The organism is Nocardiopsis baichengensis YIM 90130 (assembly GCF_000341205.1).
Classification (GTDB): domain Bacteria; phylum Actinomycetota; class Actinomycetes; order Streptosporangiales; family Streptosporangiaceae; genus Nocardiopsis_A; species Nocardiopsis_A halophila.
In genome coordinates, this window is the sequence record NZ_ANAS01000024.1 from 82904 (window position 1) to 108445 (window position 25542).

The 25542-nt window shown below is 75.3% G+C and carries 11 protein-coding genes; 8 read left to right on the forward strand and 3 right to left on the reverse strand.

The window, feature by feature from the left end; genetic code table 11:
• The first annotated feature begins 2 nt into the window (after window positions 1-2).
• The 5 genes from C892_RS29260 to C892_RS29280 all read left to right on the forward strand — a co-directional run bounded on the left by C892_RS29260 (window position 3) and on the right by C892_RS29280 (window position 17451).
• Window positions 3-5573, forward strand: a complete 5571-nt coding sequence (locus tag C892_RS29260) for a non-ribosomal peptide synthetase (RefSeq protein ID WP_017558608.1) — start codon at window positions 3-5, stop codon at window positions 5571-5573.
• On the forward strand, window positions 5570-8914 hold the full coding sequence (locus C892_RS29265) for a non-ribosomal peptide synthetase (RefSeq protein ID WP_051060571.1): 3345 nt from the start codon (window positions 5570-5572) through the stop codon (window positions 8912-8914). Before C892_RS29260 ends, C892_RS29265 begins: the two co-directional genes overlap by 4 nt.
• Window positions 8911-13188, forward strand: coding sequence for a type I polyketide synthase (locus C892_RS29270; RefSeq protein ID WP_017558609.1), 4278 nt, complete (start codon window positions 8911-8913; stop codon window positions 13186-13188). The genes C892_RS29265 and C892_RS29270 overlap by 4 nt, the downstream gene beginning before the upstream one ends.
• Before the next feature lie 124 nt (window positions 13189-13312).
• On the forward strand, window positions 13313-15598 hold the full coding sequence (locus C892_RS30100; protein WP_020379997.1) for a condensation domain-containing protein: 2286 nt from the start codon (window positions 13313-13315) through the stop codon (window positions 15596-15598).
• Window positions 15595-17451, forward strand: coding sequence for a non-ribosomal peptide synthetase (locus C892_RS29280; protein ID WP_017558610.1), 1857 nt, complete (start codon window positions 15595-15597; stop codon window positions 17449-17451). Before C892_RS30100 ends, C892_RS29280 begins: the two co-directional genes overlap by 4 nt.
• A gap of 32 nt (window positions 17452-17483) precedes the next feature.
• Here C892_RS29280 and C892_RS0119950 read toward each other — a convergent pair whose 3' ends face one another.
• A complete protein-coding gene (locus C892_RS0119950; RefSeq protein WP_017558611.1) occupies window positions 17484-18212 on the reverse strand; it encodes a LuxR C-terminal-related transcriptional regulator in 729 nt (242 codons plus the stop codon).
• Between the two features lie 268 nt (window positions 18213-18480).
• On the opposite strand from C892_RS0119950, the gene C892_RS29285 reads away from it, so the two are divergent.
• Complete coding sequence (locus C892_RS29285; RefSeq protein WP_017558612.1) at window positions 18481-20070, forward strand: DHA2 family efflux MFS transporter permease subunit; 1590 nt, start codon at window positions 18481-18483, stop codon at window positions 20068-20070.
• Between the two features lie 77 nt (window positions 20071-20147).
• Entirely contained in the window at window positions 20148-21641 is a 1494-nt protein-coding gene (locus tag C892_RS0119960; RefSeq protein WP_017558613.1) for a class I SAM-dependent methyltransferase, read from the forward strand.
• A 199-nt stretch (window positions 21642-21840) separates the two neighbouring features.
• Here the strand turns inward: C892_RS0119960 and C892_RS29290 are convergent, their stop codons facing one another.
• Window positions 21841-23433 carry a penicillin acylase family protein gene (locus C892_RS29290; RefSeq protein ID WP_239647458.1) on the reverse strand — a complete coding sequence of 531 codons (1593 nt, stop codon included), beginning with the start codon at window positions 23431-23433 and terminating at the stop codon, window positions 21841-21843.
• Here C892_RS29290 and C892_RS30105 point away from each other — a divergent pair.
• The gene (locus C892_RS30105) at window positions 23314-24021 is read left to right on the forward strand and encodes a condensation domain-containing protein (protein ID WP_239647459.1); all 708 of its coding nucleotides are present in this window, start codon (window positions 23314-23316) and stop codon (window positions 24019-24021) included. The genes C892_RS29290 and C892_RS30105 overlap by 120 nt on opposite strands.
• Here the strand turns inward: C892_RS30105 and C892_RS0119975 are convergent.
• Window positions 24018-24563 (reverse strand): AAA family ATPase, encoded by a 546-nt coding sequence (locus C892_RS0119975; protein WP_040685511.1) that lies wholly within the window; start codon window positions 24561-24563, stop codon window positions 24018-24020. The two genes, C892_RS30105 and C892_RS0119975, sit on opposite strands and share 4 nt — an antisense overlap.
• Window positions 24564-25542 lie beyond the last annotated feature (979 nt).

The following is a 25542-nucleotide window of genomic DNA, read 5'->3' on the forward strand; positions in this document are numbered from 1 at the left end:
CGATGGAGCGGACCTTCACCATTGACGGGGCCGGATGGGCCGCCATGGCCGCCACAGGGGAGGGCGGGCCCGGTGCGGCCGCCCTGGTGTGCGCGGCCGCCGCCGACGCGCTGTCCCTGTGGGCGGACGGGACGCGTGCGGCCGTGCGCGTGTCCGCCCCCGACGGGGCCGCGGCCGAGTTCGAGGGCGGTGTGCGCACCCCCCTGGCCGAGCGCGCCCGTGCGCTCGGCCCCGCCGCCTCAGGAGCGGGGCCGTGGACTCTCGACCCGGGCCGCGCGGACCTGCGCGTCCGGCTGGCCCTGGCCGAAGGGCCGTCAGGGACCGTGCTGACGTGGCGGTCCGCGGACGCCGAGGAGGCGGCCGAGGCCTACGCGGCCACCGTCGACCTGCTCACCCGTGCGGCGGCCGACCCCCTACTTCTGACCTCGCCCGCACCGGCGGCGCGCCTGCCCCGACGGCACGCCCGGATGCACGCCGACGCCAACGCCCGGCCCCCGGCCCCCGGCACGGACCGGCTGATCCAGGAGGCGGTCGCCGCGACGGCCGAGCGGCACCCGGACCGCCCCGCGGTGCTCTCCCCGACGGCCGAACTGACCTATCGCGAGCTGGTCGAGCGCTCCCGCCGGATCGGCCGCCTGCTCCGCGAGCGGGGCGCGGACGCCGCGACCCCCGTCGCGGTCTGCCTGGACAAGGGCGTCGACCAGCCGGTGGCGGCGTTCGCCGCCCTGGAGGCGGGCGCCCCCTGGTGCCCGCTCGCCCCCGACCTGCCGGAGGCCCGGCGCACCCGCCTGCTCGCCGCCGTCGGTGCGCGGACCGTGCTCACCCGGACGGACCTGGCCGCACGGCTCTCCTGGCCCGAAGGGGTGCGGGTGCTGGCGGTGGACGACCCCTCCGCGTGGGGCGGGGGACCGGCCGACCCGCTCGAACCGGCGCAGACGCCGACGGACCCGGCCTACATCGTGCACACCTCCGGCTCCACGGGCGAGCCCAAGGGGGTGGCCGTCTCCCACCGGGGGGCGCTGACCACCGTCCTGGACACGGTCCGCAGCTTCGGGATCGGCCCCGGGGACCGCACCCTGAGCGTCTCCTCCTTCTCCTTCGACCTGGCCGTCTGGGACCTCCTCGCGCCGCTGTGCGCGGGCGGCGCGGTCGTCGTGCCCGACCCCGGGGCGGTCCGCGACCCCGCCCACTGGCTGGAGCTGGGCCGGGAGCGGGAGGCGACGCTGTGGATGTCGGCTCCGGCCCTGTTCGAGGCGGCGTGTGAGCACGCCGAGCGCACCGGCGCGGACGGGCCGCCTCTGCGGCTGGTGCTGCTCGGCGGCGACTGGATCCCGCTCGGCCTGCCCGACCGCGCCCGCGCGCTGGCCCCCGGCTGCCGGTTCGCCAGTGTGGGCGGCGCCACCGAGGCATCCATCATCGCCCTGCTCCACGAGGTCGACCGGGTCGATCCGGCCTGGACGAGCATCCCCTACGGCACACCCGTGGCCGGGCATACCTGGCACGTGCTCGACGGCGCCATGCGCCCCCGGCCGGCGGGGGTGTCCGGCGAACTGTGGATCGGCGGCGCCGGCCTCGCCCAGGGGTACTGGCGCGACCCCGAGCGGACGGCGGCCTCGTTCACCGTCCACCCGGAGACCGGCGAACGCCTCTACCGCACCGGGGACCTGGGCAGGCGCGGGCACGACGGGGTGATCGAACTGCTGGGCCGCCGCGACCTGCAGGTGCAGATCGGCGGCCACCGGATCGAGCCGGGCGAGGTGGAGACGGCGCTGCTGGCCCACCCCGCGGTGCGCGCGGCCGCGGTCAAGGCGCTCGCCCACGGCGACCGGCCCGGCCACCGGGCGCTGGCCGCCTACGCGTGCGCCGCGGCGGGCACCCACCCCACCCCCGACGCCCTCAAGGAGCACCTGCGCGGCCTGCTCCCCGAACCGATGGTCCCCGCGCACGTGGCGCTCCTGCCCGAGCTGCCGGTGACCGCCAACGGCAAGACCGACCGGGACGCCCTGCCGGACCCCGAGCCCGCCTCCGCGGGCGGGGGAGCGCCCCGCACCGCCATCGAGCGCGCGGTCGCGGCCATCTGGTCCGATGTGCTCGGGGTCGGCGAGGTCGCCTTGGACGACGACTTCTTCGCCCTCGGCGGCCACTCGCTGCTGGCCATCCGCGTGATGAACCGGGTCCGCGAGGAGCTGGCGGTCGACCTCGACCTGCACACGCTCTTGCGGGCCGGAACGCTGGGCGCGGTCTCCGCCGCCGTGACGCGCCGCAAGGCGGAGGCCCCGCCGCCCGCCGACGAGCTGCCGCAGGCGGTCCCGGCCCCCGAGGACCGGTACGCCGAATTCCCCCTCACCGACCAGCAGCAGGCCTACGCCGTCGGCCGCACCGGCGGCATCGCCGCCGGGGGCGTCTCCGCCCACGTCTACCGGGAGTTCGACGGCTCCGGGGTGGACCTGGACCGGCTCGCCGACGCCTGGCGCCGGGTGGTGCGCCGCCACGACATGCTCCGCGCCGTCATCGACCCCGAGCGCATGTGCCAGCGGGTGCTGCCGGAGGTGCCCGACTACCGCATCGAGGTGGCCGACCTCCGGGGCCGCGGCCCCGAGGACGTGCGGACCGGGCTGGAAGGGCTGCGCGAGCGGCTCTCCCACGAAGTACGGCCGGCCGACCGGTGGCCGCTGTTCACCGTGGCCGTCGCGCTCACCGACGGGGACCGCGTCCGGGTGTGCCTGAGCCTGGACGCGCTCATCGCCGACTTCGCCAGCATCCGGGTGCTCCTGCGCGACCTGGACGCCTACTACCGCGACCCCGGCGCCGACCTGGGCCCGGTCGGGCCGACCTACCGCGACTGCGTGCTGGCCGCCGCGCGCGTGGAGCGCACCCCGCTGCACGAGCGCTCCTGGGCGTACTGGTCGGAGCGCCTTCCCGAGCTGGCCCCCGCCCCCGACCTGCCGCTGGCGGCCGGGGTCGACCCGGCGGCGCGGGCCCGCTTCGAGCGGCGCACCGCGCGCCTGTCCCCCGAGCGGTGGCGGGCGTTCCGGGAGCGCGCGGCCGACCGGGGGCTGAGCTCCACCGGAGCGCTGCTGGCCGCCTACTGCGAGGTGCTCGCCGGATGGAGCCGGTCCCCCCGCTTCACGGTGAGTGTGCCGCGGCTGAACCGGCTCCCGGTCCACCCCGAGGTGGACGAGGTGGTCGGCGAGTTCGCGAGCTTCACCCTGCTGACCGTCGACGCCGGGGCCGGCGGCCGCTTCGAGGACCGCGCACAGGCCGTGCAGGACCGGCTCTGGAGCGACCTGGGCCACCAGTACACCAGCGGGGTCCGGGTGCTGCGCGAGCTGATGCGCCTGCGCGGCCGGTTCGACGGGCCGCTGATGCCGGTGGTGCTCACCAGCACCACCGCGATGCCCAGCGAGGACCGCGCGCTGCTCGGCGGGCTGTTGGAGCCCGGGTACGCGGTGTCCCAGACCCCGCAGGTGTGGATGGACCTGGTGGTGGAGGACCGGGCCGGAGAGCTCGTGGTCAACTGGGACGTCCGCGAGGCGCTGTTCCCCGACGGCATGGTGGCGGACATGTTCGCCGCCCTGGCGGCACTCGTCGGACGGCTGGCGGACGGGGACGCGGCCTGGGGCGAGGAGGACCCGGCGCCGCCGCCCGCACCCCCGTCGGCCCGCGGCCCCGACCGCCCGGTGCCCGAGGAGCGGGCCGAGGCGGCCTTCACCCGCCGGGCCGCCGCGCGGCCCGACGGCACCGCGCTGATCACCTCTTCCGGCGAGCTCACCTACGGCGAACTGTACGAACGGGCCCACGCCCTGGCCGGACGGCTGCGCCGCCGGGGCGCCGGTGCGGACCGCCCCGTGGGTGTGCTCACCCGCCTCGGCCCCGACCAGGCGGCGGCGGTCCTGGGAACCCTGCTCGCGGGCGCGCCCTACCTGCCGATCGACCCCGACCAGCCGCCGGCGCGCATCGACGGGCAGCTGCGCGCGGCCGGGGCGCGGCTCCTCGTCACCGAGCCCGCCCTGGACCGGCCCTGGCCCGAGGGCGTCCGGCGGCTCCTGGCCGCCGACCCCGCGTCCGACCCCGACCCCGGGCCGCACGAGGGCCCCGGCCCGGAGGCCACCCCGGACGGCCCCGCCTACACGATCTTCACCTCCGGCACAGCGGGCCGCCCCAAGGCCGCGGTGATCTCCCACCGCGGGCTGGTCAACGCGCTGGACGCCACTGTGCACGCGTTCGGCATCGGTCCGGACGACCGGGTCCTGGCGGTCACCGCCGCCCACCACGACATGTCCGCCTTCGACCTGCTGGGCGCCCTGGGCGCGGGCGCGGCCGTGGTGCTGCCCGAGGACGCCGACCGCAAGGACCCCGAGCACTGGGCCCGGATGGCCGCCGAGCACCGGGTCACGGTGTGGAACTCGGTGCCCGCCGCCATGGGCATGCTCCTGGACCACCTCGAGCGCACCGGGACCCGGCTGCCCGCGCTGCGCCTGGCCTTCCTCGGCGGCGACTGGATCCCCACCGACATGCCCGGGCGCCTCGCCGGGGCCGCGCCCGGAGCCGAGGCGGTGAGCGTGGGCGGTCCGACCGAGACGACGCTGTGGAACATCTGGCACCGGGTGCGGCCCGGGGACGCCGACGGGCCGTCCATCCCCTACGGGCGCCCCGTGCCCAACACCGCCTACCGCATCCTCGACGAGCACATGCGCGAGCGCCCGGTCTGGGCCGTGGGCCAGATGTACTGCTCCGGACCGGGCGTCGCGCTCGGCTACGCGGGCGACGCCGAGGCCGAACGGGATGCCTTCACCACCGACCCGGACACCGGGGAGCGCATGTACCGCACCGGCGACCTGGGGTGGCGCCGCCCCGACGGAGTGATCGTGTTCGCCGGGCGCGCCGACCGGCAGGTCCAGATCGCCGGGCGGCGCATCGAGCCCGGCGAGATCGAGGCGGCCCTGCGCGACCATCCTGCGGTGCGTGCCGCCGCGGTGACCGCGGTCGGCGGCGAGGGCGGCCCCGGCCACCGGGCGCTGGCCGGGTACACGGCGGTGGACGAGGGCGGGCCCACCGCCGCTGAACTCCGCGCGCACCTGCGCGGCCTGCTCCCCGACCACCTGGTCCCGGCCACCCTGACGGTGCTGGACCGGCTGCCCCTGACGCCCAACGGCAAGGTGGACACCGCGGCGCTGCCCGCACCGGAGGCGCCCGCACCGGCCGGAGGCGCCGTCCCGCGCACCGACCTGGAACGGGTGCTGGCCGCCGAGTGGGCGCGCGGCCTGGACCGGGCGGAGGTCGGCGCCGAGGACGGCTTCTTCGCCCTGGGCGGGGATTCGGTGGCGGCCACCCGGATCGTCGCCCGGCTGCGCGGGCTCTTCGAAGGGGCGACGATCCGGCTGCGCACCCTGTTCGCCGCCCCCAGCGTGCGCGCGATGGCCGCCCTGATGTCGGAGGAGGGCGACGGCGACGCCTTGGAGCGGACCGCCCGCATCGTCCTGGAGATCGAACGGCTCAGCACCGAGGAGGTCGACCGCGCGCTCGCGGGCGGCTCCGAGGCGGGCGGGGCGAAGGGAGCGAGCGGAAGGTGAGCGGAGCAGAGGACAGGCGGCGCGAGCTGCTGCGCCGCAGGCTGGCCGAGGCCGGACTCGGCGGCGGCGGGGGAGGCGGCCCCGCGGTCGGACCCCGCCCGCAGGGCGCGCCCGCGGCGCTCTCCCCGGCTCAGCGGCGCATGTGGTTCCTCCAGCGCCTCGACCCCGGAGGCGCCGCCTACAACCTGTGCGGCGCGGTGCGGCTGGACGGACCGCTGGACCCCGTCCGGCTGGAGCGGGCGCTGCGCCGGGCGGTGGACCGTTCGGAGGTGCTGCGCACCACCTACCGCGCCGACGGCGCGGGCGGTGTGGAGCAGGTGCCCGCCGAGCGCTACCGGCTGGAGGTCCCGGTGGCCGACTCCGCGGCGGCCGGGGACCGGGAGCGGCGGCGGGCCGCGGAGGCGGGGGCCGTGGAGCTCGGAAGCGCCGCCTTCGACCTGGAGAGCGAGATCCCGGTGCGGGCGCGGCTGCTGCGCTTCGCCCCGGACGCGCACGCGCTGCTCCTCGCCGTCCACCACATCGCCTTCGACGACACATCCTGGGGGCTGCTCCTGGAGGAGATCGCCGAGGGGTACGCGGACGGCGGCGCGGCGTCGCCGCCCCCGCCCCTGCAGTACGCCGACTACGCGCACTGGCAGAACACCACCCTGGAGCAGGGGCGCGCGGACGAGGCGCTGGCCTACTGGCGGTCCCGCCTGGACCCCGTGCCCGTGCCCCCGGCGCTCCCCACCGACCTGTCCCGGGGACCCGGCCCCGCCACGGGCGGACTGCGGCGCGGCCGCGCGCTGCCCGCGTCCACGGCCGCCGGGCTGCGCGCCCTGGCCTCCGCCGAGCACACCACGGTGGCCACCCTGGTGCTGGCGCTGTGGAAGGTGCTGCTGCACCACTACTCCGGCGCCACCGACATCGTGGTGGGCAGCCCCGTGGTGGACCGCGACCGCCCCGAGCTGGAACGGCTCATCGGCAACCTCGGCAACACGCTTGCGCTGCGCACGGAGGTGGACCCGGACGCCCCCTTCCGGCAGGTGCTGGCGCGGGTGGCCCGCACCTGCACCGACGGCTACTCCCACCAGGAGCTCCCCTTCGACCGCCTGGTCGAGGAGGTGCGCCCGCCCCGCGAGCCGGGGCGCACCGCCCTGTTCGACGCCGTCTTCTCCTACGTGGCCGCGCCCCCGCGCACCGCGGAGGCGGCCGGGGTGCGCTTCACCGAACTCCCGGTCTACGACGGCACGGCCCGCTTCGACCTGGTACTGGAGGCGGCCGAGGCCGCGGAGGGAGGGCTGGAGCTGTCCGTCACGGCCCGCGACGACCTGTTCGTCCCCGCCACGGCCGAGCGGATCCTGGGCCACATGGAGACGCTGGCCGCCGCCGTCTGCGCCGATCCCGGGCGCCGCGCCCGCGACCTGCCGCTGCTCACCGCCGCCGAACAGGAGCTCATCGCCGAATGGAGCCGCGGCCCCAAGGAGGGGGACCAGACCGAGCCGCTGGCCCGCATGGTCGAGAGGCAGGCGGCACGGACCCCCGGCGCCCCCGCCGTGGTCGCGCGGGGGCGCACCCTCACCTACGCGGAGCTGGACGGGGCGGCCGACCGGCTGGCGGCCCGGCTGGCCGCACTGGGGGCCGGGCCCGAGCGCACGGTCGGTGTGCACCTGCACTCCTCGCCGGAGCTGGTGGTCGCACTGCTCGCGGTGCTCAAGACCGGCGCGGCGTTCATCGCCCTCGACCCGGGGTGGCCCCGGGCCCGCCTGGTCGGCGTGGCCGGGCAGGCGCGCCCGGTGGCCGTGGTCACCGCCGCCGACTCCCCGTTGGACGCGGGGATGCCGCAGGTCGACGCGGCGGACGCCTCTGACGCCTCCGATGCCTCCGACGCCGCCGGCGGTGCGGGCACCGAGGACGGCGGGGCCGGTGCGGGGAGCGTCCGCCGCGGACCGCCCCGCGCGCGGATGGAGAACGCCGCCTACATCGTCTACACGTCGGGTTCCACGGGCGCCCCCAAGGGCGCGGTCATCCGGCACCAGGCCATCTGCAACCGCCTGCCCTGGCAGGCCGCCATGCTCGGCCTCGGACCGGACGACGCCGTCCTGCACAAGGCGCCGATGAGCTTCGACATCTCGGTCAACGAGATCTTCCTCCCGCTGGTGGTCGGCGCCCGCCTCGTCGTGGCCGACCCCGGCGGACACGGCGACGCCGCCCACCTCCTCGACCTGATCGAGCGGGAGCGGGTCACCTTCGTCTACATCGTCGCCTCGATGCTCGACGCCATGCTGGACCGGGGCGACTTCTTCCGTGCCACCCGCTCGCTGAGGCACGTGTGGTGCGGGGGCGAGGCGCTCACCCCGACGCTGTACGCGCGCTTCCGCGAGCGCAGCGCCGCCACCATGTACCACGGGTACGGGCCGGCGGAGGCGACCATCGGCGTGGCCTGCCGCGTCTACCGTGACGAGCCGGCGACCGGCGGCATCACCATGGGGCGGCCCAACCCCGACACCCGGATCCACGTGCTCGACCGCCGGCTGCGGCCGGTCCCGGTGGGGGTGCCCGGGGAGATCCACATCGGCGGCACCCCGCTGGCCCGGGGCTACGTCGGCGACCCGGTGCGCACCGCCGAGCGCTTCACCGCCGACCCCTTCGAACCCGGTGCCCGCCTCTACCGCACCGGCGACCTGGCCCGGCTCCGCCCGGATGGACAGATCGAATTCCTGGGGCGCGCCGACAACCAGGTCAAGGTGCGCGGGCACCGGATCGAGCTGGAGGAGGTCGAGGCGGCGCTCGGCCGCTGCCGCGGGGTGCGTCAGGGGGTGGCCGCGGTGCACCGGGACCGGATCGCCGCCTACTGCGCCCCCGAGCACGGCGCCGCCCCCACCGCGGACCAGGTGCGCCGGGAGCTGCGCTCGGCCCTCCCGGAGAGCATGGTCCCGGCCACGGTGACCTTCCTCGACCCGCTGCCGCTCACCCCCTCCGGCAAGGTCGACCGGGCGGCGCTGCCCGCGCCCGGCCCCGACCGCCCGTCCGGGGCCGCCCCGCCCCGGGACGGGTACGAGCGGGCCGTGGCCGACGCCTGGTGCGCGGCGCTCGGCGCCGAACGGGTGGGGGTGCACGACAACTTCTTCGACCTGGGCGGCCACTCCCTGCTGCTGGTCCGGGTCCAGGCACTGCTCAAGGACCGCCTGGACCGCGACGTGTCCATGGTCGACCTGTACTCCCACCCCACCGTGGCGGCCCTCGCCGCCCACCTGGCCGGGAGCGAGGGTCCGGCCGGGGACCTCGACGGCGCGGTCCGCCGCGCCCGGACCACACGCGCCGTCCTCTCCCGTCGCCGCAGAGCCGGAGGAGCCCAGTGACCCCGTCCGACACCGCTCAGGGCGCCGGCCCGCCGGCCGGCGCCGACCCCGAACTCGACATCGCCGTCGTGGGAATGGCGGGGCGCTTCCCCGGCGCCCCCGACCTCGACGCCTACTGGGAGGTGATCGCCGAGGGGCGGGTCGCGGCCCGGTCCTTCGCCGCCGCCGGCGACGACCCCGCCCTGGTGGCGGTGGAGTCGGTGGTCGACGGAACGGACGCCTTCGACGCCCCCTTCTTCGGCTACACCCCGGGCGAGGCCGCCGTGCTCGACCCCCAGCAGCGGCTCTTCCTGGAGACGGCCTACCACGCGCTGGAGGACGCCGGGTACGACCCGCGGTCCATGCCGGGCCCGACCGGGGTGTACGCGGGGGCGGCGCAGAGCCGCTACTTCCTGGAGAACGTCCACCCCGGACTGGACCCGGACGACACCGTGACCGCCCACCAGGCGCACCTGGCCAACGCCGGCTCCACGCTCCCCGCCCGCGTCTCCTACGCGCTCGGGCTGACCGGCCCGGCCATCGCCGTCCAGACCGCCTGCTCCACCTCCCTGGTGGCGGTGCACACGGCCGTCCAGGACCTCATCGCCCACCGCTGCGACGCCGCCGTCGCGGGCGGGGCGACCCTGGAGGCGGCCCGCGGCCGGGGCTACCGCTACGTCAAGGACGGCCCCTTCTCCCCGGACGGCCGGTGCCGCCCCTTCGACGCGGCCGCGGCCGGGATGGTCCCCGGGGAGGGGGTGGGCGCCGTGGTGCTCAAGAGGCTCGGCGACGCCCTCACCGACGGGGACGCGGTCCGGGCCGTGCTCAAGGGCACCTCGGTGGGCAACGACGGCGACCGCAAGGTGGGGTTCGCGGCCCCCAGCGTGGACGGGCAGGCCGAGACGGTCGCCGCGGCGCTCGCGGTGGCCGGGATCGGCGCCGAACGGGTGGGCTACCTGGAGGCGCACGGCACGGGGACCCCCATGGGCGACCCGATCGAGGTGGCCGCGCTGGCCCGGGTCTTCGCGGCGGCGACCGGCGACCGGGGGTTCTGCTCGCTGGGGTCGGTCAAGGCCAACATCGGGCACGCCGACGCCGCCGCCGGGATCGCCGGGCTGATCAAGGCGGTGCTGGTGCTGGAGAAGGGGGTCGTCCCGCCGCTCGCCGGGTTCACCGCGCCGAACCCGCTGCTGGAACTGGACGGGACGGCCTTCCGCATCAGCGGCCGCCCCGAGCCCTGGTCCCGCGGGGGGCGGCGTCGCGTCGCCGGGGTGAGCTCCTTCGGGATCGGCGGGACCAACGCCCACGCGGTGCTGGAGGAGGCGCCCGAACCGGCGCCCGACGACCGGCCCCGGACGCGGGGACCGGCCGTGCTGACCCTGTCGGCGCGCACGGCCGGGGGACTGCGCACCGCCGCCGACCGGCTGGCCGCCCGCCTGCGGGCCCGCCCCGACGTGCCGATCGCCGACGTCGCGGGCACCCTCCAGGTGGGCCGGGAGGCGCACCCGCACCGGCGCACCGTGGTGTGCCGGGACGCCGGGGAGGCCGCCGAGCGGCTGGCCGAGGCGGCCGACGGCGGGCGCCCGGCCCCGCGGCGGCGGCCCGAGGTGGTGTTCGTCCTCCCCGGCGCCGGGGTCCAGTACCCGGGGATGGGCGCCGAGCTCCACCGGACCGAGCCGGTGTACGCCGAGGCGGTCGAGCGGTGCGCCGCCGCCCTCGGCCGCCGCGGGCCGGCGCTGCGCGCCGCGCTGCTGGAGGGCACGGCGGCCGACGAGGACGGCCGGTCGGTCTTCCCTCGGCTGTTCACCGCCGAGTACGCGACCGCGTCCCTGCTCATGGCCTCCGGTGTGCGGCCCGACGCGCTCATCGGGCACAGCCTGGGCGAGTACACCGCCGCCTGCCTGGCCGGGGTGTTCACCCCGGAGGACGTCCTGCCGCTGCTGGTGGAGCGGGAGCGGTTGATGCGCGAGGCCGCGGCCGACGGGGGCATGCTCGGCGTCCTGCTCTCCGAGGAGGAGGTGACCGGGCTGCTGGAGCCGGGGTCGGCGGTCGCGGCGGTCAACGCCCCCGGGCGGTGCACGGTCTCCGGGGACCGGGAGGCCCTGCGCCGGTTGGCCGAGCGGCTGGACGCCGACGGTGTGGAGCACCGGCCGGTGGCCTTCGCCGCCGCCGCGCACTCGCCCCTGCTCGACCCGGTGCTGGACGACTACGGCGCGGTGGTCGCCAAGGTGCCGCTGCGAGCCCCGGACATCCCGGTGGTCTCCAACGCGACCGGCACGTGGCTCCGTGACGGGGAGGCGACCGACCCCGGCTACTGGGTCCGGCACACCCGCGCCCCCGTCCGGTTCGCCGAGGGGATGGAGACCCTGTTGGGGGTCGGTACCGGGGACGGCGTCGGGGAGGCGCCGCCGGTGCTGGTGGAGGCCGGTCCGGGGGAGGCGCTGACCCGCACCGCCAGCCTGATCGGCGGCGGGCGGCCGCTGGACCGGGTGGCCCCGGTGCCGTCGGGCCGCAGCGGCCGCCCCGCCCACGCGGTGTTCCTGGGCGCCCTGGGGCGCCTGTGGGAGCTGGGCGTACCGGTGGACTGGGCGGCGCGCGGCGGACCGCGCCGACGAGTGCCGCTGCCGGGCCACCCCTTCGAGCGCCACCGGTACTGGATCGACCCGCCGGCCGGTGCACGGCGGGGCGCGGCCCGGACGGCCGACCGCGGTGCCCTGGCCTGGGATCCCTCCGATCTGTCCGAACGCCTGCGGGAGGTGCGCGCCGCCCGGCCCGCCGGGGCGGCCCGGGGCGGGGACGAGGCCGAACTGGACGGGCTCGCCACCGGCCTCGTCCTGGAATACCTGCGACGGTCCGGAGCCGACCCCCGTCCCGGGGTCGAGGCCGCCGTGCCGGAGCTGGCCGACCGGCTCGGCGTCGTCCCGCGCCACCGGCGCTTCTTCGCGGCGATGCTCGGCGTCCTCGCCGAGGACGGCGCGCTGGCCCGCGACGGCGACCGCGTGCGCTTCCTCCCGGCCGCCGGGACCGTCCCGGCCCCGGGGCCGGCCGCCGAGGGCCTCCTGGCCCGGCGCCCGGACCTCGCCGCCGACGTCGAGCTGCTGCGCCGCTGCGCGGCCGACTACGACGCCGTGCTGCGCGGCCGCAAGGACGGCAACGAGGTCCTGCTCCCCGACGGGGACGACACCCTCCAGCGGCGGGTGATCGACCGCAGGCTGGCCGACAGCGACGTGCCCGCGGGCCGCGAGGCGTCGGCGGCCGCGGCCGCCGACGCCGTGCGCGCCGCCGGGCGGCCCGTGCGGATCCTGGAGGTCGGCGCCGGGCGGGGCTACCTGACCTGGACGGTGGCCGAGGCGCTGCGCGGCGCCGGTCCGGTGGAGTACCACTTCACCGACGTCGGGCGCTCCTTCGTTCTGGACGCCCAGCGCGAGGCCGCCGAACGCGGCCTGGACCTGATGCGCTTCGGCGTGCTGGACATCGGGGCGGACCCGGCCGCACAGGGGTACGGGCCCGGGGGCTTCGACCTCGTGCTGGCATTCAACGTCCTGCACGCCCTGCCCGACCTTCGGGGCGCCGTGCGCAACGCCCGGTCGCTGCTGGAGCCGGGCGGCGCCTTGGTCCTGCTGGAGGCGGTCCGCCAGCGCCGCTGGTCGCTGCTGACCACCGGGCTGTACGAGGGGTGGTGGGCCTACGACGATGACCTGCGGTCGGGGTCCCCGCTGGTGTCCGCGGCGACGTGGCTGCGGCTGCTGAAGGAGGAGGGCTTCGAACGGACGGCCGCCGAGCCGAGTCCGGACGCCGAGGGCACGGGCGGCGCCGACGCGGCCGACCACGTGCTGGTCTCGGCCGTCGTCGGCGACGGCCGCCCTCGGGAACGCCCCGCGGAGTCCGCGCCGGCCTCCGGCGGCTTCAACCGCCGCCCCGACCTGGAGACCCCGTACACGGCGCCTCGCGGCCCGGCCGAGGAGCGCCTCGCCGGGATCTGGGCCCAGGTGCTGGGCCTCGACCGGGTCGGCGTCCTCGACGACTTCTTCGACCTGGGCGGGGAGTCCCTGCTGGCCATGCAGATCGCCGCGCGCGTGCGCGCCGTGTTCGGCACCGACTGCTCCATGCGGAGCCTGTTCGACACTCCGACGGTCGCGGGGCTGGCCGAGGGCCTCCCCGTCCCGGCGGACGGCGCCGACGGGGCGCCGGAGACCGGCCCGGCTCCCGTCTCGGGCCGACGCGGCCGCCGGGCCCGGCGCGCCGCCGACGGCTCCCTCGTCCTGGGCGGGGGAGCAGGGGGCGGGGACGCATGACGGCCCCGCTCCGCGCCCCGCGCCCCGCGCCGCGGGGCACGGAGCGAACGGGGAGCGCGACAGCGACCAGCGCGCGGTCGGCGGGGAGACCGCCCGGCCCGCGACGACACGGAGGAGGTGGCACATGCTCGCGTCGGAGGACGCGGCGGGTACCGGGGACGGCGCAGGGGAGGCGTCCGCCGAGGACGTGGTCGTCTTCCGGACCTCCCATGCCCAGCAGCGGATGTGGTTCCTGCACCGGCTGGACCCCAGGGACCACTTCTACAACATCCCCATGGCGGTTCGGGTGCGCGGACCGCTGGACGAGGACGCCGTGCGCACGGCGCTGGCCGGGCTCGTGGAGCGGCACGAGGTGCTGCGTACCTCGTTCGCGGTGTCCGGGGAGGAACCGCTCCAGGTGGTGTCCCCGGTCGTGGAGGTCCCCTGGGAGACCGTGGACCTCTCCGGCGCGGGCGGCCTCGGCGACGGCCCCGACCCGGCCGAGTCCGACAGGGTCCGGGAGCTGATGCCGGAACTGCTCCGCCGCCCCTTCGACCTGGCCCGCCCGCCGCTGTTCCGGGTCTCCCTGCTGCGCTTCTCCGACCGGGACCGCCTGCTGTTCTTCAGCATGCACCACATCATGCACGACGGGTGGTCGCTGAAGGTGATGGAGCGGGAGCTCAGCGAGCTCTACCGGGCGGCCCTGGAAGGGCGGCCCCACCGGCTCGGACCGCTGCCGCTCCAATACGGTGACTTCGCCGAATGGCAGCGCGACCTCCCGGCGGAGGGGGAGGCCGCCCGGCGCCTGGCGCGCTGGCGGGACCGGCTGGCGGCGCCCTCCGCGCTCGACCTGCCCACCGACCGGGTCCGCGCGGACGTGGCCTCCTTCGCCGGGGCGCGGCGGGACTTCACGCTGCCCGAGGCGGCCCGCACCGGACTCCGCCGACTGTGCGCGGACCGCGGCGCCACGGTCTACATGGTGCTGCTGGCCGCCGTGGCCGCCCTCCTGCACCGCCGCAGCGGCCAGTCCGACATCGCGGTGGGCACACCGGTCGCCGGACGCTCCCACCCGGACCTGGAGGGCCTGATCGGCCTGTTCGTCAACACCCTGGTGATGCGGGTGGACCTGTCCGGGGATCCGGGGTTCGGCGCCCTGGTGGACCGGGCACGCGCGGTCTGCCTGGAGTCCTTCGCCGACCAGGACACCCCCTTCGAGCAGGTGGTGGAGGAGGTGGGGCCCGAGCGGCTGCCCGGGCGCAACCCGCTCTTCCAGGTGCTGCTCGCCCTGCAGAACCCGCCCCGGACCCACTGGGACCTGCCCGGGGTCCGGGCCGAGCGGCTGCCCGTCGAGCGCGGCTCCACCCGTTTCGACCTCGAACTGCACTTCTGGGAGCACCCCGACCGCGTCACCGGCACCGCGGTCTACGGGACCGACCTGTTCGACGCCGCCTCCATCGACCGCGACCTGCACGACCTGGCCGCCCTGCTGGCGGCCGCCGCCGACGACCCCGGCCTGCCGGTCTCCCGGCTGCGGCCGCCGGACCCGCCGGGGCCGCCGGTCGGCTCCGAAGTGCCGACCGTCCCGCACCCCGGGACCGTCGCCGCGGTCCTGTTCCCCGGGGAACGGCTCACGGTCCTGGCCCCGGACGGGCGGACCGCGGCATGGGGGCAGGTGGGAGAGCTGCACACCGCCGACGGGGCGGGGGCCCCGGAGCCGACGGGGCAGCGGGCGCGGCTGTGGCCGACGGCCCAGGGCGCCCGGATCGACCTGGTCGACCCTCTGGCGGCCCGGATACCGGCCGCCGGGGCGCCGGCCCGGCCGGCCGAGGCGGAGCGGGCCCTGGCCGCCGTGGAAGGCGTCGCCGACCGCCGGGTCGTGGGCCGGATCGGGTCGGACGGGACCACCTGGGTGGAGGCCTACGTCCGCTTTTCGGAGGACGCCGGTCCGCCGGCCCGGACGCGCGCGGAGGAGGCGCTGCGCGGGGCGCTCCCGCAGGGGGCGCGGTGCGCACTCGTGCCGGTCGAGGACGGCCTCCCGGTCGGCGAGGCGGGGCTGCGCCCGCTCTCCGATGCGCCCCCGGCCGTCGCCGCCCGCCCCGCCGCCGCGACCGGAACCACCGCGCGGACCGTGGCCGAGCTGTGGTGCACGGTTCTGGGCACCGACGAGGTGGACGCCGCACGGAACTTCTTCGACGCGGGCGGCACCTCGCTGCGGATGGCCCGCCTGCAGGACCTGCTGCGCGAGCGCACCGGGCGCCTGGTGCCGATGGTGGACCTGTTCCGGCACCCTACGGTGGGCGGGCTGGCCGCCTTCCTGGACGGCGACGGGCCCGGCGGCGCCGACGGCGCACGCGGCCGCGACCGGGCCGAGCGGCGCCGCTCGGCCCGGTCGCGCAGGGACGGGTCCCGCAAGGGAAGGGGGGCAGGGTGAGCATCGCGAGCGTGGTGGAGCCGTTCCTGTCCCAGGCGGCCCGCACCCCGCAGACCACGGCCGTCCGGGGGCCCTCCGGGGCGCTCTCCTATGGGGAGCTGGCGGAGCTGAGCGGTCGTGCGTCCGCGGGGCTGCTGCGGCGGGGGATCACCCCGGGCGAGCCGGTGGGGGTGGCGGCGACCCGCACCCCGGGCGCGGTCGCGGCGCTGCTCGCGGTGGCCCGGGCGGGCGGGGTGTGCGTCCCCTTGGACGGGGGACAGCCCGCGGCCCGTCTCGACCGGATCGCCGCGGACGCGGGTGTGCGCCTGGTCGTTGCGGACGGCCCGGCGGAGCGCGCCCCGGCCGGGGTGCCGGTGGCGGACCTCGACGGACTGGCAGCGGAGGCCGTGCAGGCGGGGGCCGCGGCCCCGCGGCCGGGCACCGAGCGCGGGGGCCACGCCTACATCCTCTACACCTCCGGCTCGACCGGCGCCCCGAAGGGGGTGGTGATGGGGCACGCCGCGTTCGCCTCGCTCATCGACTGGCACCTGGCGGCCGAGGGCGATTTGGCGGGCCGGGCCACGCTGCAGTTCGCTGCCATGGGCTTCGACGTGTTCTTTCAGGAGGTGTTCGCCACGCTGTGCGCCGGGGGCACTCTGGTGCTGCCGCGCGAGCGCGACCGCCGCGATCCCCGAGCGCTGGTGGAGCTGCTCGCGCGGGAGGGGATCGACCGGCTCTTCCTGCCCTCGGCGGTGCTGCACCCGGTGGCCGTGGCCGCCGTCGGGGGGCCGCCGCTGCCGCGCCTCCGCCGTGTGGTGTGCGCCGGGGACCGGCTGCGTGTCACCGGGGCGGTGCGCGACTGGTTCTCCCTCCTCGACGCAGCCGAGCTGCACAACCACTACGGGCCGACCGAGACGCACGTGGTCACCGCGCACGCGCTGACCGGCGACCCTGCCGCGTGGCCGGACCTGCCCCCGATCGGTGCGCCGCTGCCGCATGTGCGGGCCCTGGTGGACGACCTGGTGGACGACGGGCGGGGCGGTGCGCAGGGCGAGGGCGAACTGCTGATCGGCGGGGCGTGCCTGGCCGAGGGATACCTGGGGAGACCCGAGCTGACCGCGGAGCGCTTCGTCCCCTCCCCCGGAGAGGGCGGGCGCGCCTACCGCACCGGGGATCTGGTGCGCCGCGGGGACGGCGGGGTGCTGCACTACCTGGGGCGCACCGACCGGCAGGTGAAGATCGACGGGTACCGGGTGGAGCCGGGCGAGGTGGAGGCGGTGCTGCTGGCCTGCCCCGGCGTACGCGAGTGCGCGGTGGTGCCCCGTTCCGACCCGGCGGGCGCGTCACGGCTGGCCGCCTACGTGGTTCCGGCCCCGGGGGAGGAGGCGGCCCCGGGCGCCTGGCGCGGCTTCCTGGCCGAGCGGCTGCCGGCCTCCATGGTCCCGGCGGAGTTCGCGCCGATCGGCGCGCTCCCGCTCACCCCCAACGGCAAGCTCGACCGGGATGCGCTGCCCGCCCCTCCGGCGCCGGGCGGCGGGGCATCGGCCGGCGCGCCCGTGTCCGGGACGCGCGCGGTGGTCGCGCAGGCATGGTGCGAGGTGCTGGGCCTCGCCGGGGCGGGGCCGGACGACGACTTCTTCGCCCTGGGCGGCACCTCGCTGCAGCTCATGCACGCACGCGAGCGGTTGGAGGAGCGGCTGGGGCGCCGGGTCGAGATGGACTGGCTGCTCGACGACCCCACGGTGGCGGGGGTCGCCCGTCGGCTGGACGCGGGCGGACCGCAGGCCGGCGGGCGGGACGGTGCGAGCCGGGGGCGGCACCGGGCGGAGCGGGCGCGCAGGGGGACGGCGCGCAGAAGGCGGACCGGAGGATGAGTGCGCACCCCGATCCGCCTTCCGGACGCCGGTCAGCCGGCCGAGCAGCGGCGCCCGGCGTTCCGGCCGCCGCCCCTGACCACGCCGGACTCGTAGGCGTGGATGACGGCCTCGACCCGGTTGGTCAGGCCGAGCTTCTTGCACACGCGGTTGAAGTGGGATTTGACGGTGGCCTCGGAGACCGAGAGCCGGGCGGCGATGGCGGGGTTGGAGGCGCCCTGGGCCACGAGGCGGAAGACCTCGGCCTCGCGGCGGGTCAGTCGGCCGAGGGAGTCGGGCCCGGGGCGGCCGTGGACGGGGGGACCGTCCGTCCGCGCGGCCTCGTCCGCTCCGGTCACCAGGAGCGGGGCGATCCTCGGGCTGAACAGCGCTCCGCCGCGCGCCACCGTGACGGCCGCGGCGATCAGGTCGTTGGTCGGTTCGTCCTTGAACACCATTCCCCGTACTCCGCGGCGAAGCGCGTCCAATGCCTCGAGCGGGGACAGGTCGCCGTGCACCAGCAGCACCGTGCCCGGACGCGGGGAGGTCGACCGGTCGATCCGGGCGAGCGCGCCCGTAAGGTCGCCGCCGGGCAGGTCGGTCCCGGTCATGACGATGGAGGGCCGTCGGCGCAGCACCGTCGCGGTGAGCTGGCGCACGTCGCCGGCCTCGCCGACGACGTCGATCGCCGGCTCGGCCTCCAGCAGGGCGCGCAGGCCGCGCAGGATCAGCGTGTGGCCTTCGGCGATGACCAGGCGGACTCGGGTCGGGGAGCGGCTCATCGCGTGGTCTTCAATTCGACGTTCCGTTTCGAAATCGGGTTGCGGGACTACGATTCTGCCCGATTTAGTCCTGATTTTTGAGGCGTTCGGCCGTTATAGGCCGGAATCGAAAAACAGTACAGCGAGGACTTGCATAACGTGGTTAGGTGAGGCTAGCCTCTGCGGTGGATGTGGCGCGGTGTGCTCGCCCGGTCACACTGCAATACCCGCATGCGCCGTGCCCCCGCGTTCGCGGTGCGGTGACCGTGACCCTCCGGAAAGGCCGTGTATGACCCCCCTGACACCCGCACGGCGACGCATCGTGCTCGTCATGGCGACCCTGGCGTCGATGCTGCTCGTCGTCGACATCACCATCGTCTCGGTCGGCCTCCCCCGCATCCAGGCCGACCTCGGCGGAACCCTGGCCGGCGTGCAGTGGGTGATCATCGCCTACGCGCTCGCCCTCGGAGCGTCCCTGCAGACCGTGGGCGGCCTGTCGGACCGGTACGGGCGGCGCCGCGTCTTCATCCTCGGCATCGCCGTGTTCACCCTGGCCTCGCTGGCCTGCGGCGCGGCGCCCAGCGTGCTCGCCCTCAACGTCTTCCGGCTCCTCCAGGGGGTCGGCGCCGCCATGGTCATGGTCAACTCCCTGGCGCTGATCAGCCAGACCCACGAGGGCCAGGAGCGCAACATGGCCATCGCGATCTGGAGCACCGCCCTGTCGGCCTCCGGAGCGGCGGCCCCCGTCCTCGGCGGCCTGATCGTCGACTACACCGACTGGCGCTGGATGTTCCTGATCAACGTCCCCATCGGGCTGGTCGCGTTCCTGCTCGCCGTCACCCGCCTGCCCGCCGAGGAGCCCACGCGGCGGTCCGGGCGCCTCGACCTGCCCGGCGCGCTGCTGCTGGTCGCCGCCCTGGCGCTGGTGAACCTGGGGCTGACCCGGGGCGAGGACCAGGGATGGGCCGCCCCCGCGACCCTGGGGCTGTTCGCCGCGACCGCGCTGGCCGCAGGCGTCTTCATCGCGGTCGAGCGGCGCGCCTCGGACCCGATGCTCGACCTGTCGCTGTTCCGCACCCCCAGCTTCACGGCCGCGGCGCTGATGTCGTTCCTGACCCGCGTGGTGACCATCGGCGGGTCGGTCTACTTCGTGCTCTACTTCCAGGTCGCCCTGGGACGGAGCCCCTTCGAGAGCGGCCTGCTGCTGCTCCCGGTCTTCCTGCTGCAGATCCCCGCGGGAATCCTTGCCGGAAAGGCGATGGCCCGGTTCTCCGCGGCCCGGATCATCATCACCGGCTACAGCGCCAAGCTCCTCGCCGCGGTGCTGCTCGCCCTGGTCTTCGTGCCCGACGCTTCCGTGTGGTCCCTGGTCGGACCGCTCGCGCTGTGGGGCCTGGGCGGAGGGATCGCCTCGGCGCCCATCATGGCGGTCGGCATGGGCGCCGTTCCCGCCGAGCGGCACGGGATGGCCTCGGGGACCATCAACAGCCTCTTCTCCATCGGCGCCGCGACCGGCACCGCGCTGCTCGGCGTGGTGTACAAGGCCCGCATCGGTGCCGCGGCCGCCGCCGACCCCGCGCTCGCCGAGGGCGAGCGGGCGGACGTGGCGCACGCCGCCGCGACGGGCGATGTGGACCGGATCGCCGAGCTGACCTCAGGGGCCGCCAGGAACGTCGCCGAGGTCGTGGAGCGGGCGGTGGCCTCCGGGGCCTCCGCGGTGATGTTCACCGCCGCCGGGGTCGCCGTTCTCACGCTCCTCATCGCCGCCACCATGGTGCGCCAGTCCGACATCTCCGGGGACGAGGAGGAGGCGGAGTCCGAGGGCGGGGGCGCCGAGCACAGGGCGGACCGCGGTCCGGGCACCGGCGAGGAGTCCTGATCCCCGGACCGCCCGGGACAGGCCATTGCCGTCGCGCGCCGGCGCCGCCGGAGGAGAGGGAGGAAGCAGTGCAGAGCATGGATGTCGAGCGGGTCCGGCGGGAACTGGAGGACCTTCCGGAGGTCGAGCGGTGCGGTGTGCGGCCGCCGCACCCGGACGGGCCGGATGTGCTCTCCGCCTATGTGGTGCCCCGCCGCGCGCTCCGGGCCGGGGCAGACGGGCTCGCCGGCCGCCAGGTGGCCGAGTGGCGCTCCCTCTACGACTACCTCTACCTGCGGCCCGACTCCGAGAAGGCCCGCTTCGACGTGCGGGGTTGGGTCAGCAGCTACACCGACCTGGAGGTGCCGGCCACCGAGATGGCCGAATGGCTGGGCCGGGCGCTGTCCCGGATCGGCGCGCTCGCCCCGCGCCGGGTGTGGGAGATCGGGTGCGGCACCGGGCTGCTGCTGCACCGGCTGATCGACCGTGTGGAGTCCTACGCCGCCTCGGACTTCTCCGAGCACGCCCTGACCCGGCTGGCCGAATCCTTCGACGGTGCGCTGCCGGGCCATCTGAGCCTGGTGCGGGCGGCCGCTGACGAGAGCGCGGGCGTGCCCGAGGGGTCGGTGGACACGGTGCTGCTCAACTCGGTGGTGCAGTACTTCCCGGACGCCGCGTACCTGGAACGCGTCGTCGAGCGGGCGGTGCGGGCCTTGGGGCCGCGCGGCGTCCTGTTCGTCGGCGACGTCCGCTCGGCCGCGGTGAACCCGGCCTTCGCCACCGGGGTGGAGCTGGTCCGAGCCGGGCAGGACGCCGAACCGGAGCGCGTGCGCGCCGCGGTGGAGGCCCGCTGCGGAACCGGGGTGGAGTTGGTGGTCGACCCCTCCTACTTCACCGGGCTGCGCGGCCGGATGGACCGGGTCGCCCACGTGGCGGTCATGCCCAAGCGTGGCCGGTACCGCAACGAGATGACCGACTACCGCTACGACGTGCTCGTCCACCTCGACGAACCGCCGTCCGCCCTCGTGGAGCCAGGGAAATGGACGCCGTGGGAGGAGCTGGGGACCGGCCCGCACGAGCTGGCCGACAGGCTGAAGCGGGAGCGGCCCGCCGTTCTCGGTCTGACAGCGGTTCCCAATCCGCGTGTCCGCGCCGACCACGCCGCCGAGCGGGCGCTGCGCGCCCCAGACCTCACCTCCGGTGCTGGATCGGTGGAGACGGAGGACCGAGGTGCGGGGGCCGACCCGGAGGAGTTCTGGCGACTGGCTGAGGAGCTGCCCTATGACGCCCACGTCAGTTGGGCGTCCTCGGCCCCTGACGGCTCCTACGACGTCGCCCTGGTCCGCCGTCGGGACGAGGGAGGACCGGGCGGCGTCCCGGTCTTCCCCGGAACCGGAGCGGGGCTCTGGCCGACCAACCGCCCCTGGCAGGGCCGGTCGCAGCGGTGCGACACCGCCGACCTGCGCAGCCGACTGCGCGAGCGCTTGCCGGAGGAATCGGTGCCGGGCCGGTTCGTCCTGTTGGAGGACCTTCCGGAGACGCCCTCTGGAGGGTTCGACGGAAGGGCGGCCGACGCCATCCAGTGGGCCTGAGCGCCTCTCCGGAAACCGAGCGCCGGCGGCCCGCTGTACGTGGCCCCCCGAAGCCGCAGCGGTATCAGACCTCCTTGAAGCGGACGGAGCCGGAATGACGGCCGAGTGACCGGGTGGGCGGATGCACTTGTGCGCGGTCGGCGGGCCGGGGCTCCCGTCCCGCCGACCGTGCGTGGTCAGAGGGGACGAGCCGGTCCTGTCACCGGCCTTCGAGCGTCGTGTCGGAGCGGCCGTCCCCCTGATCCCGTCCGTCACTGGACGGTGCCGTCATAGGACGGTGGACAGGAGGCGTGGAGGCCGGCCAGGGCGTCTCGCGCAATCGCGACCAGTCGGTCACGACCTGGGTGGTGCAGGCGGTTCGCCAGGTGTCGAGCTGGTCGGCGAAATGAGGGCTCGTCGGTACGCCGGACGCGCCGAAGGGAACGCTCCAGCGGCTTCGGTCCCGGTCACCGAGATCCCAGATCCAGCGTGCGACGGGTCCGCCGAAGGCAAGGTCGGTCACGCCGGGGACCGAGGCGTTCGCAGCCACCGTGTCGGTGTCTCCGGGGAGACCCACCGACGGTATCTGCGAGGCGGCCATGGGTGCGATGTCGGTCAGGACGTGCAGCGGCGCGAGCGCGTGGCGGTCGCCCCAGCGGTCGACGGTTTCGCCGGCTGCGGCTTCGAGTGCGCCGAGCATTTCCGTGGCGGCGTCGATCCCCAGTTCATCGGCGTCGAGAAGGCTCTCCAAGGAGGCCGCGATGCGATGCGGGACATCGAACCAGGCGTCGAAGATCCCGCCCATGCCGTGGGGCGAGCCGAGTGGGGCGAGGGCCGGGTGGCCGACGAGCCTGCGCACGAGGGACGAACGCCAGGCGGCGAAACGCCCCGCAGCGCGACTCTCCTGATCCATGTGGCCGTCCCATGCCTCGAGCTCCTCCGCGAGTGTCCTCGCGGACGGACCGAGTGAAGCCCCACTGCGGATTCGGCGGAGTCGATCGACCAGGTCTACCGCCGGTGCACTCCGGGTGTCGGCGTGGATGTGCCAGAAGTCCTCGGGAATCATGCCGGTGAGTCGTCCGAGGAGTACATGGATGCGATCCGCCCGCGCAGCCGAGGGGTAGGAGTCACCGAGGTCGTGGTCGGGACGGTCGGCGGGGAGCTCGTTGGCGTCCACCGCCCACCCCTGCACCGAAGCCGGTGGCGACGGATCACGCCAGCCCTGCGGTTCCGAGGGCTCCTGGGGCAGCCAGCGACGCTCGCGGTCGAGCTTCGGGGTGACCCCCACCGTGCCGCGCAGTACCCGTCCGCCGGTGTCCGCGGCCAGAACCCGGTTGACCGGGTCGACCCAGCGTTTCAGTGCTGAGAACACGTCTTCGGCCGAACGCGCCCGCAGCAGCGGCCTGAACGCCGAAAACCCGAGGTCGCAGAGGACACGGGCGGGTTGGCGAATGCTGTAGCAGAGGTCTCCGTCGACGACGACGGTTCCTCGGCCGGTCTCGACACAGCGGATGGCCTCGTGGTCGTCTCCGCGCACGGCAAGGCGCGTCTCGAGCACATCGACGGGTTCGTCTCCTAGGGGGCCGGCAGCGGCCAGGCCGTGCTCGCTGTGTGCCAGGCGCTCACGGAAGACCTGATCGGAGTGGGCCACCGCGTTCGTGACGCCCCACGCCGCGTGGCCGGTGTGTCCGAAGTGCTGGATCCCGGGAACGCCCGGGAAAGCCAGACCGATCACGTCGTACTCCCGGCAGGCCAAGCGGATCTGCTGATAGACACCCGGGAGTTCGAGGAGCCGGTGCGGATCCCCTGCCAGCAGCGGGAATTCGCAACGGTCGCGCTGGCGGTGTACAACGTGATCCTTGCGATCGAGTCCGGTCAATCCGATGTCACCGTCGGTGTGCCGATGGCGAATCGTCGACGCCGGCCCTCCGACGGGTGCATGGGATTTCTGGCCAATACACAGGCGGTTCGTGTCGTGATCGACCCCGAGCGATCGCTTCGCGAGCTCGTGATCGCGACGGCCCGCGCACTACGAGATGCACAGAGCCATCAGGAGATGCCGCTCGCGTTCGTTTTGCAGGATGTCATCGGCCGGGAAATGCAGGGCTTTCCTGAGACCCTCTTCCGCAATCTGTTCATCTTCCACAGCCTTCACCCCCTGGCTCCGTTGTTCTCGTCCGTGAGCGTCGAGCAACGGCCCAACCCTTCGACAGGCGAAGCCATGGCGGAGATGGCGCTCCAGGTGCTGCGGACGCCTGGCGGGGCACTGTGTCACTTCCAGTGGGACACCGAGACCTTCAACGGTGACGACGGGCAGCGGGTCGCCGACCTCTATGAGCGCGCTTGCCGTCGACTGGCCTCCTCTGCCGACTCCACGATCGCGGTCGTGCGGGAAGCCTAGTCGCCCGCCCAGTTCCTCACGAACTTCACGAGCAGCGCCAGCTCGTCTGAGGCGTCCAGCCTCAGCAAAGGGCAGTCGAGGGAGGCCAGCCATTCCTCGTGGCGTCGGCGGCTACGGCCGTCGAAATCCTGATCATCATACCGCCGGGCCCAGTCCATGAACTCTTCGTGATTCGACTGGCGATCTCCTCCAGGGTCGATCCTTGCGCCGTACCGGCGGTACTCCCTGGATTTGAGCCGCTTAAGGCGCACCCCGGGATCGAGCTCGAGGAAGACTATGCCTTCCAGGCGATCAACGATCCGCTCGCCCCATCCCATGACCGACCCGGATAGAACCCATGCGGGGCGCGGTAGAAATATCTCATGCATGAGGCGCACGCGGTCCCGGCTGTCCCGTTTGACCGTGTAGGGGTCCTCGGACGGCACCCAGAAATAGTCGTCCACGTCAGCGTGCGGGACGGCCCAATGTGCGGCCAGGGCCATACCGAGCGTCGTCGTGCCAGAGCCACTTGCGCCGGTGACCAATAGTCGGCGGGCGTTCACGGCGCATCCTCCCGATCGTCTCCACAGCGAAGACATACTCTCACGAGCCTGCGCCGGTTCATCGATCGGGGCGCGACCGGCCCGAGGCGGCGCCGTTCAAAAAGGGGCACGGCGGCCCGCTTCTCACGATGCCTGTGGCCAGGGAACCCCTTGTGCGATCATTGTGACACGATCCTGCACCCTCCCCGCGCTCCTCGGCGTCCTTGCCGCGGGACCGCTCGTCTGGGCGGGCACGGCCTCGGACCGGCAGCAGGATCGCGATATCCCGGGGCCGGCCGATGTGAGGTCTGTTCGGGGTCCGGTCATGCCCTTCCCGTCGGTCCGGGACGGTTCGTCCTCGCCGGCCGGGTCTTCGACGCCCTCGGCCTGCTCGAAGAGCCGCTGCCGCCAGAGTGGGCCTCTCCGTGCGCACGGGCAGGATTCGTCGACGATGTTCATGGCGAGAGCATGTGCATGACCGCAGCCTTTCTGGGAGGCGGTGCCGAGGAGTGTCCGCTGTCCCCGCCCAGGCCCTCACCCCGGGGAGGGCGGGAATGGCGGAGCCGCCGTGCGCAGAGCTCCTGCAGTTCGAGCGGTGAAGTGTCGCTTCCGTTCTCCCCGGTGGCCTCTCGCTGTGTTTGTGGCTGCCAAGGAATCATCATACGGCTCTGACCTGCGGCGACCACCGCTTGCGCCGAGACCGCGTCACCTCCGGCACCGCGTGGGCCTTGCGGCGATGCTCTCCCGTCAAGCGGATCGACCTTGCATCGGGCAACGTTCCATGATCGGCTACCTTCGACATTCACAGGCTGACGGAGCGCCTGACAGATCGAACTCTCACGCACCACTGGGAAGAAAATCAGTCCATGATCTCGTTTGCTCGAAGTGGATCAAGCATCGAAGACCTGCCCTACGAGTTGGTGGAGCGCAAGGGGGTCGGCCATCCGGACACGGAGCCCTTTTCATCCTGCTTCTCGGAGTTGAAGGACGAGTACGGCTC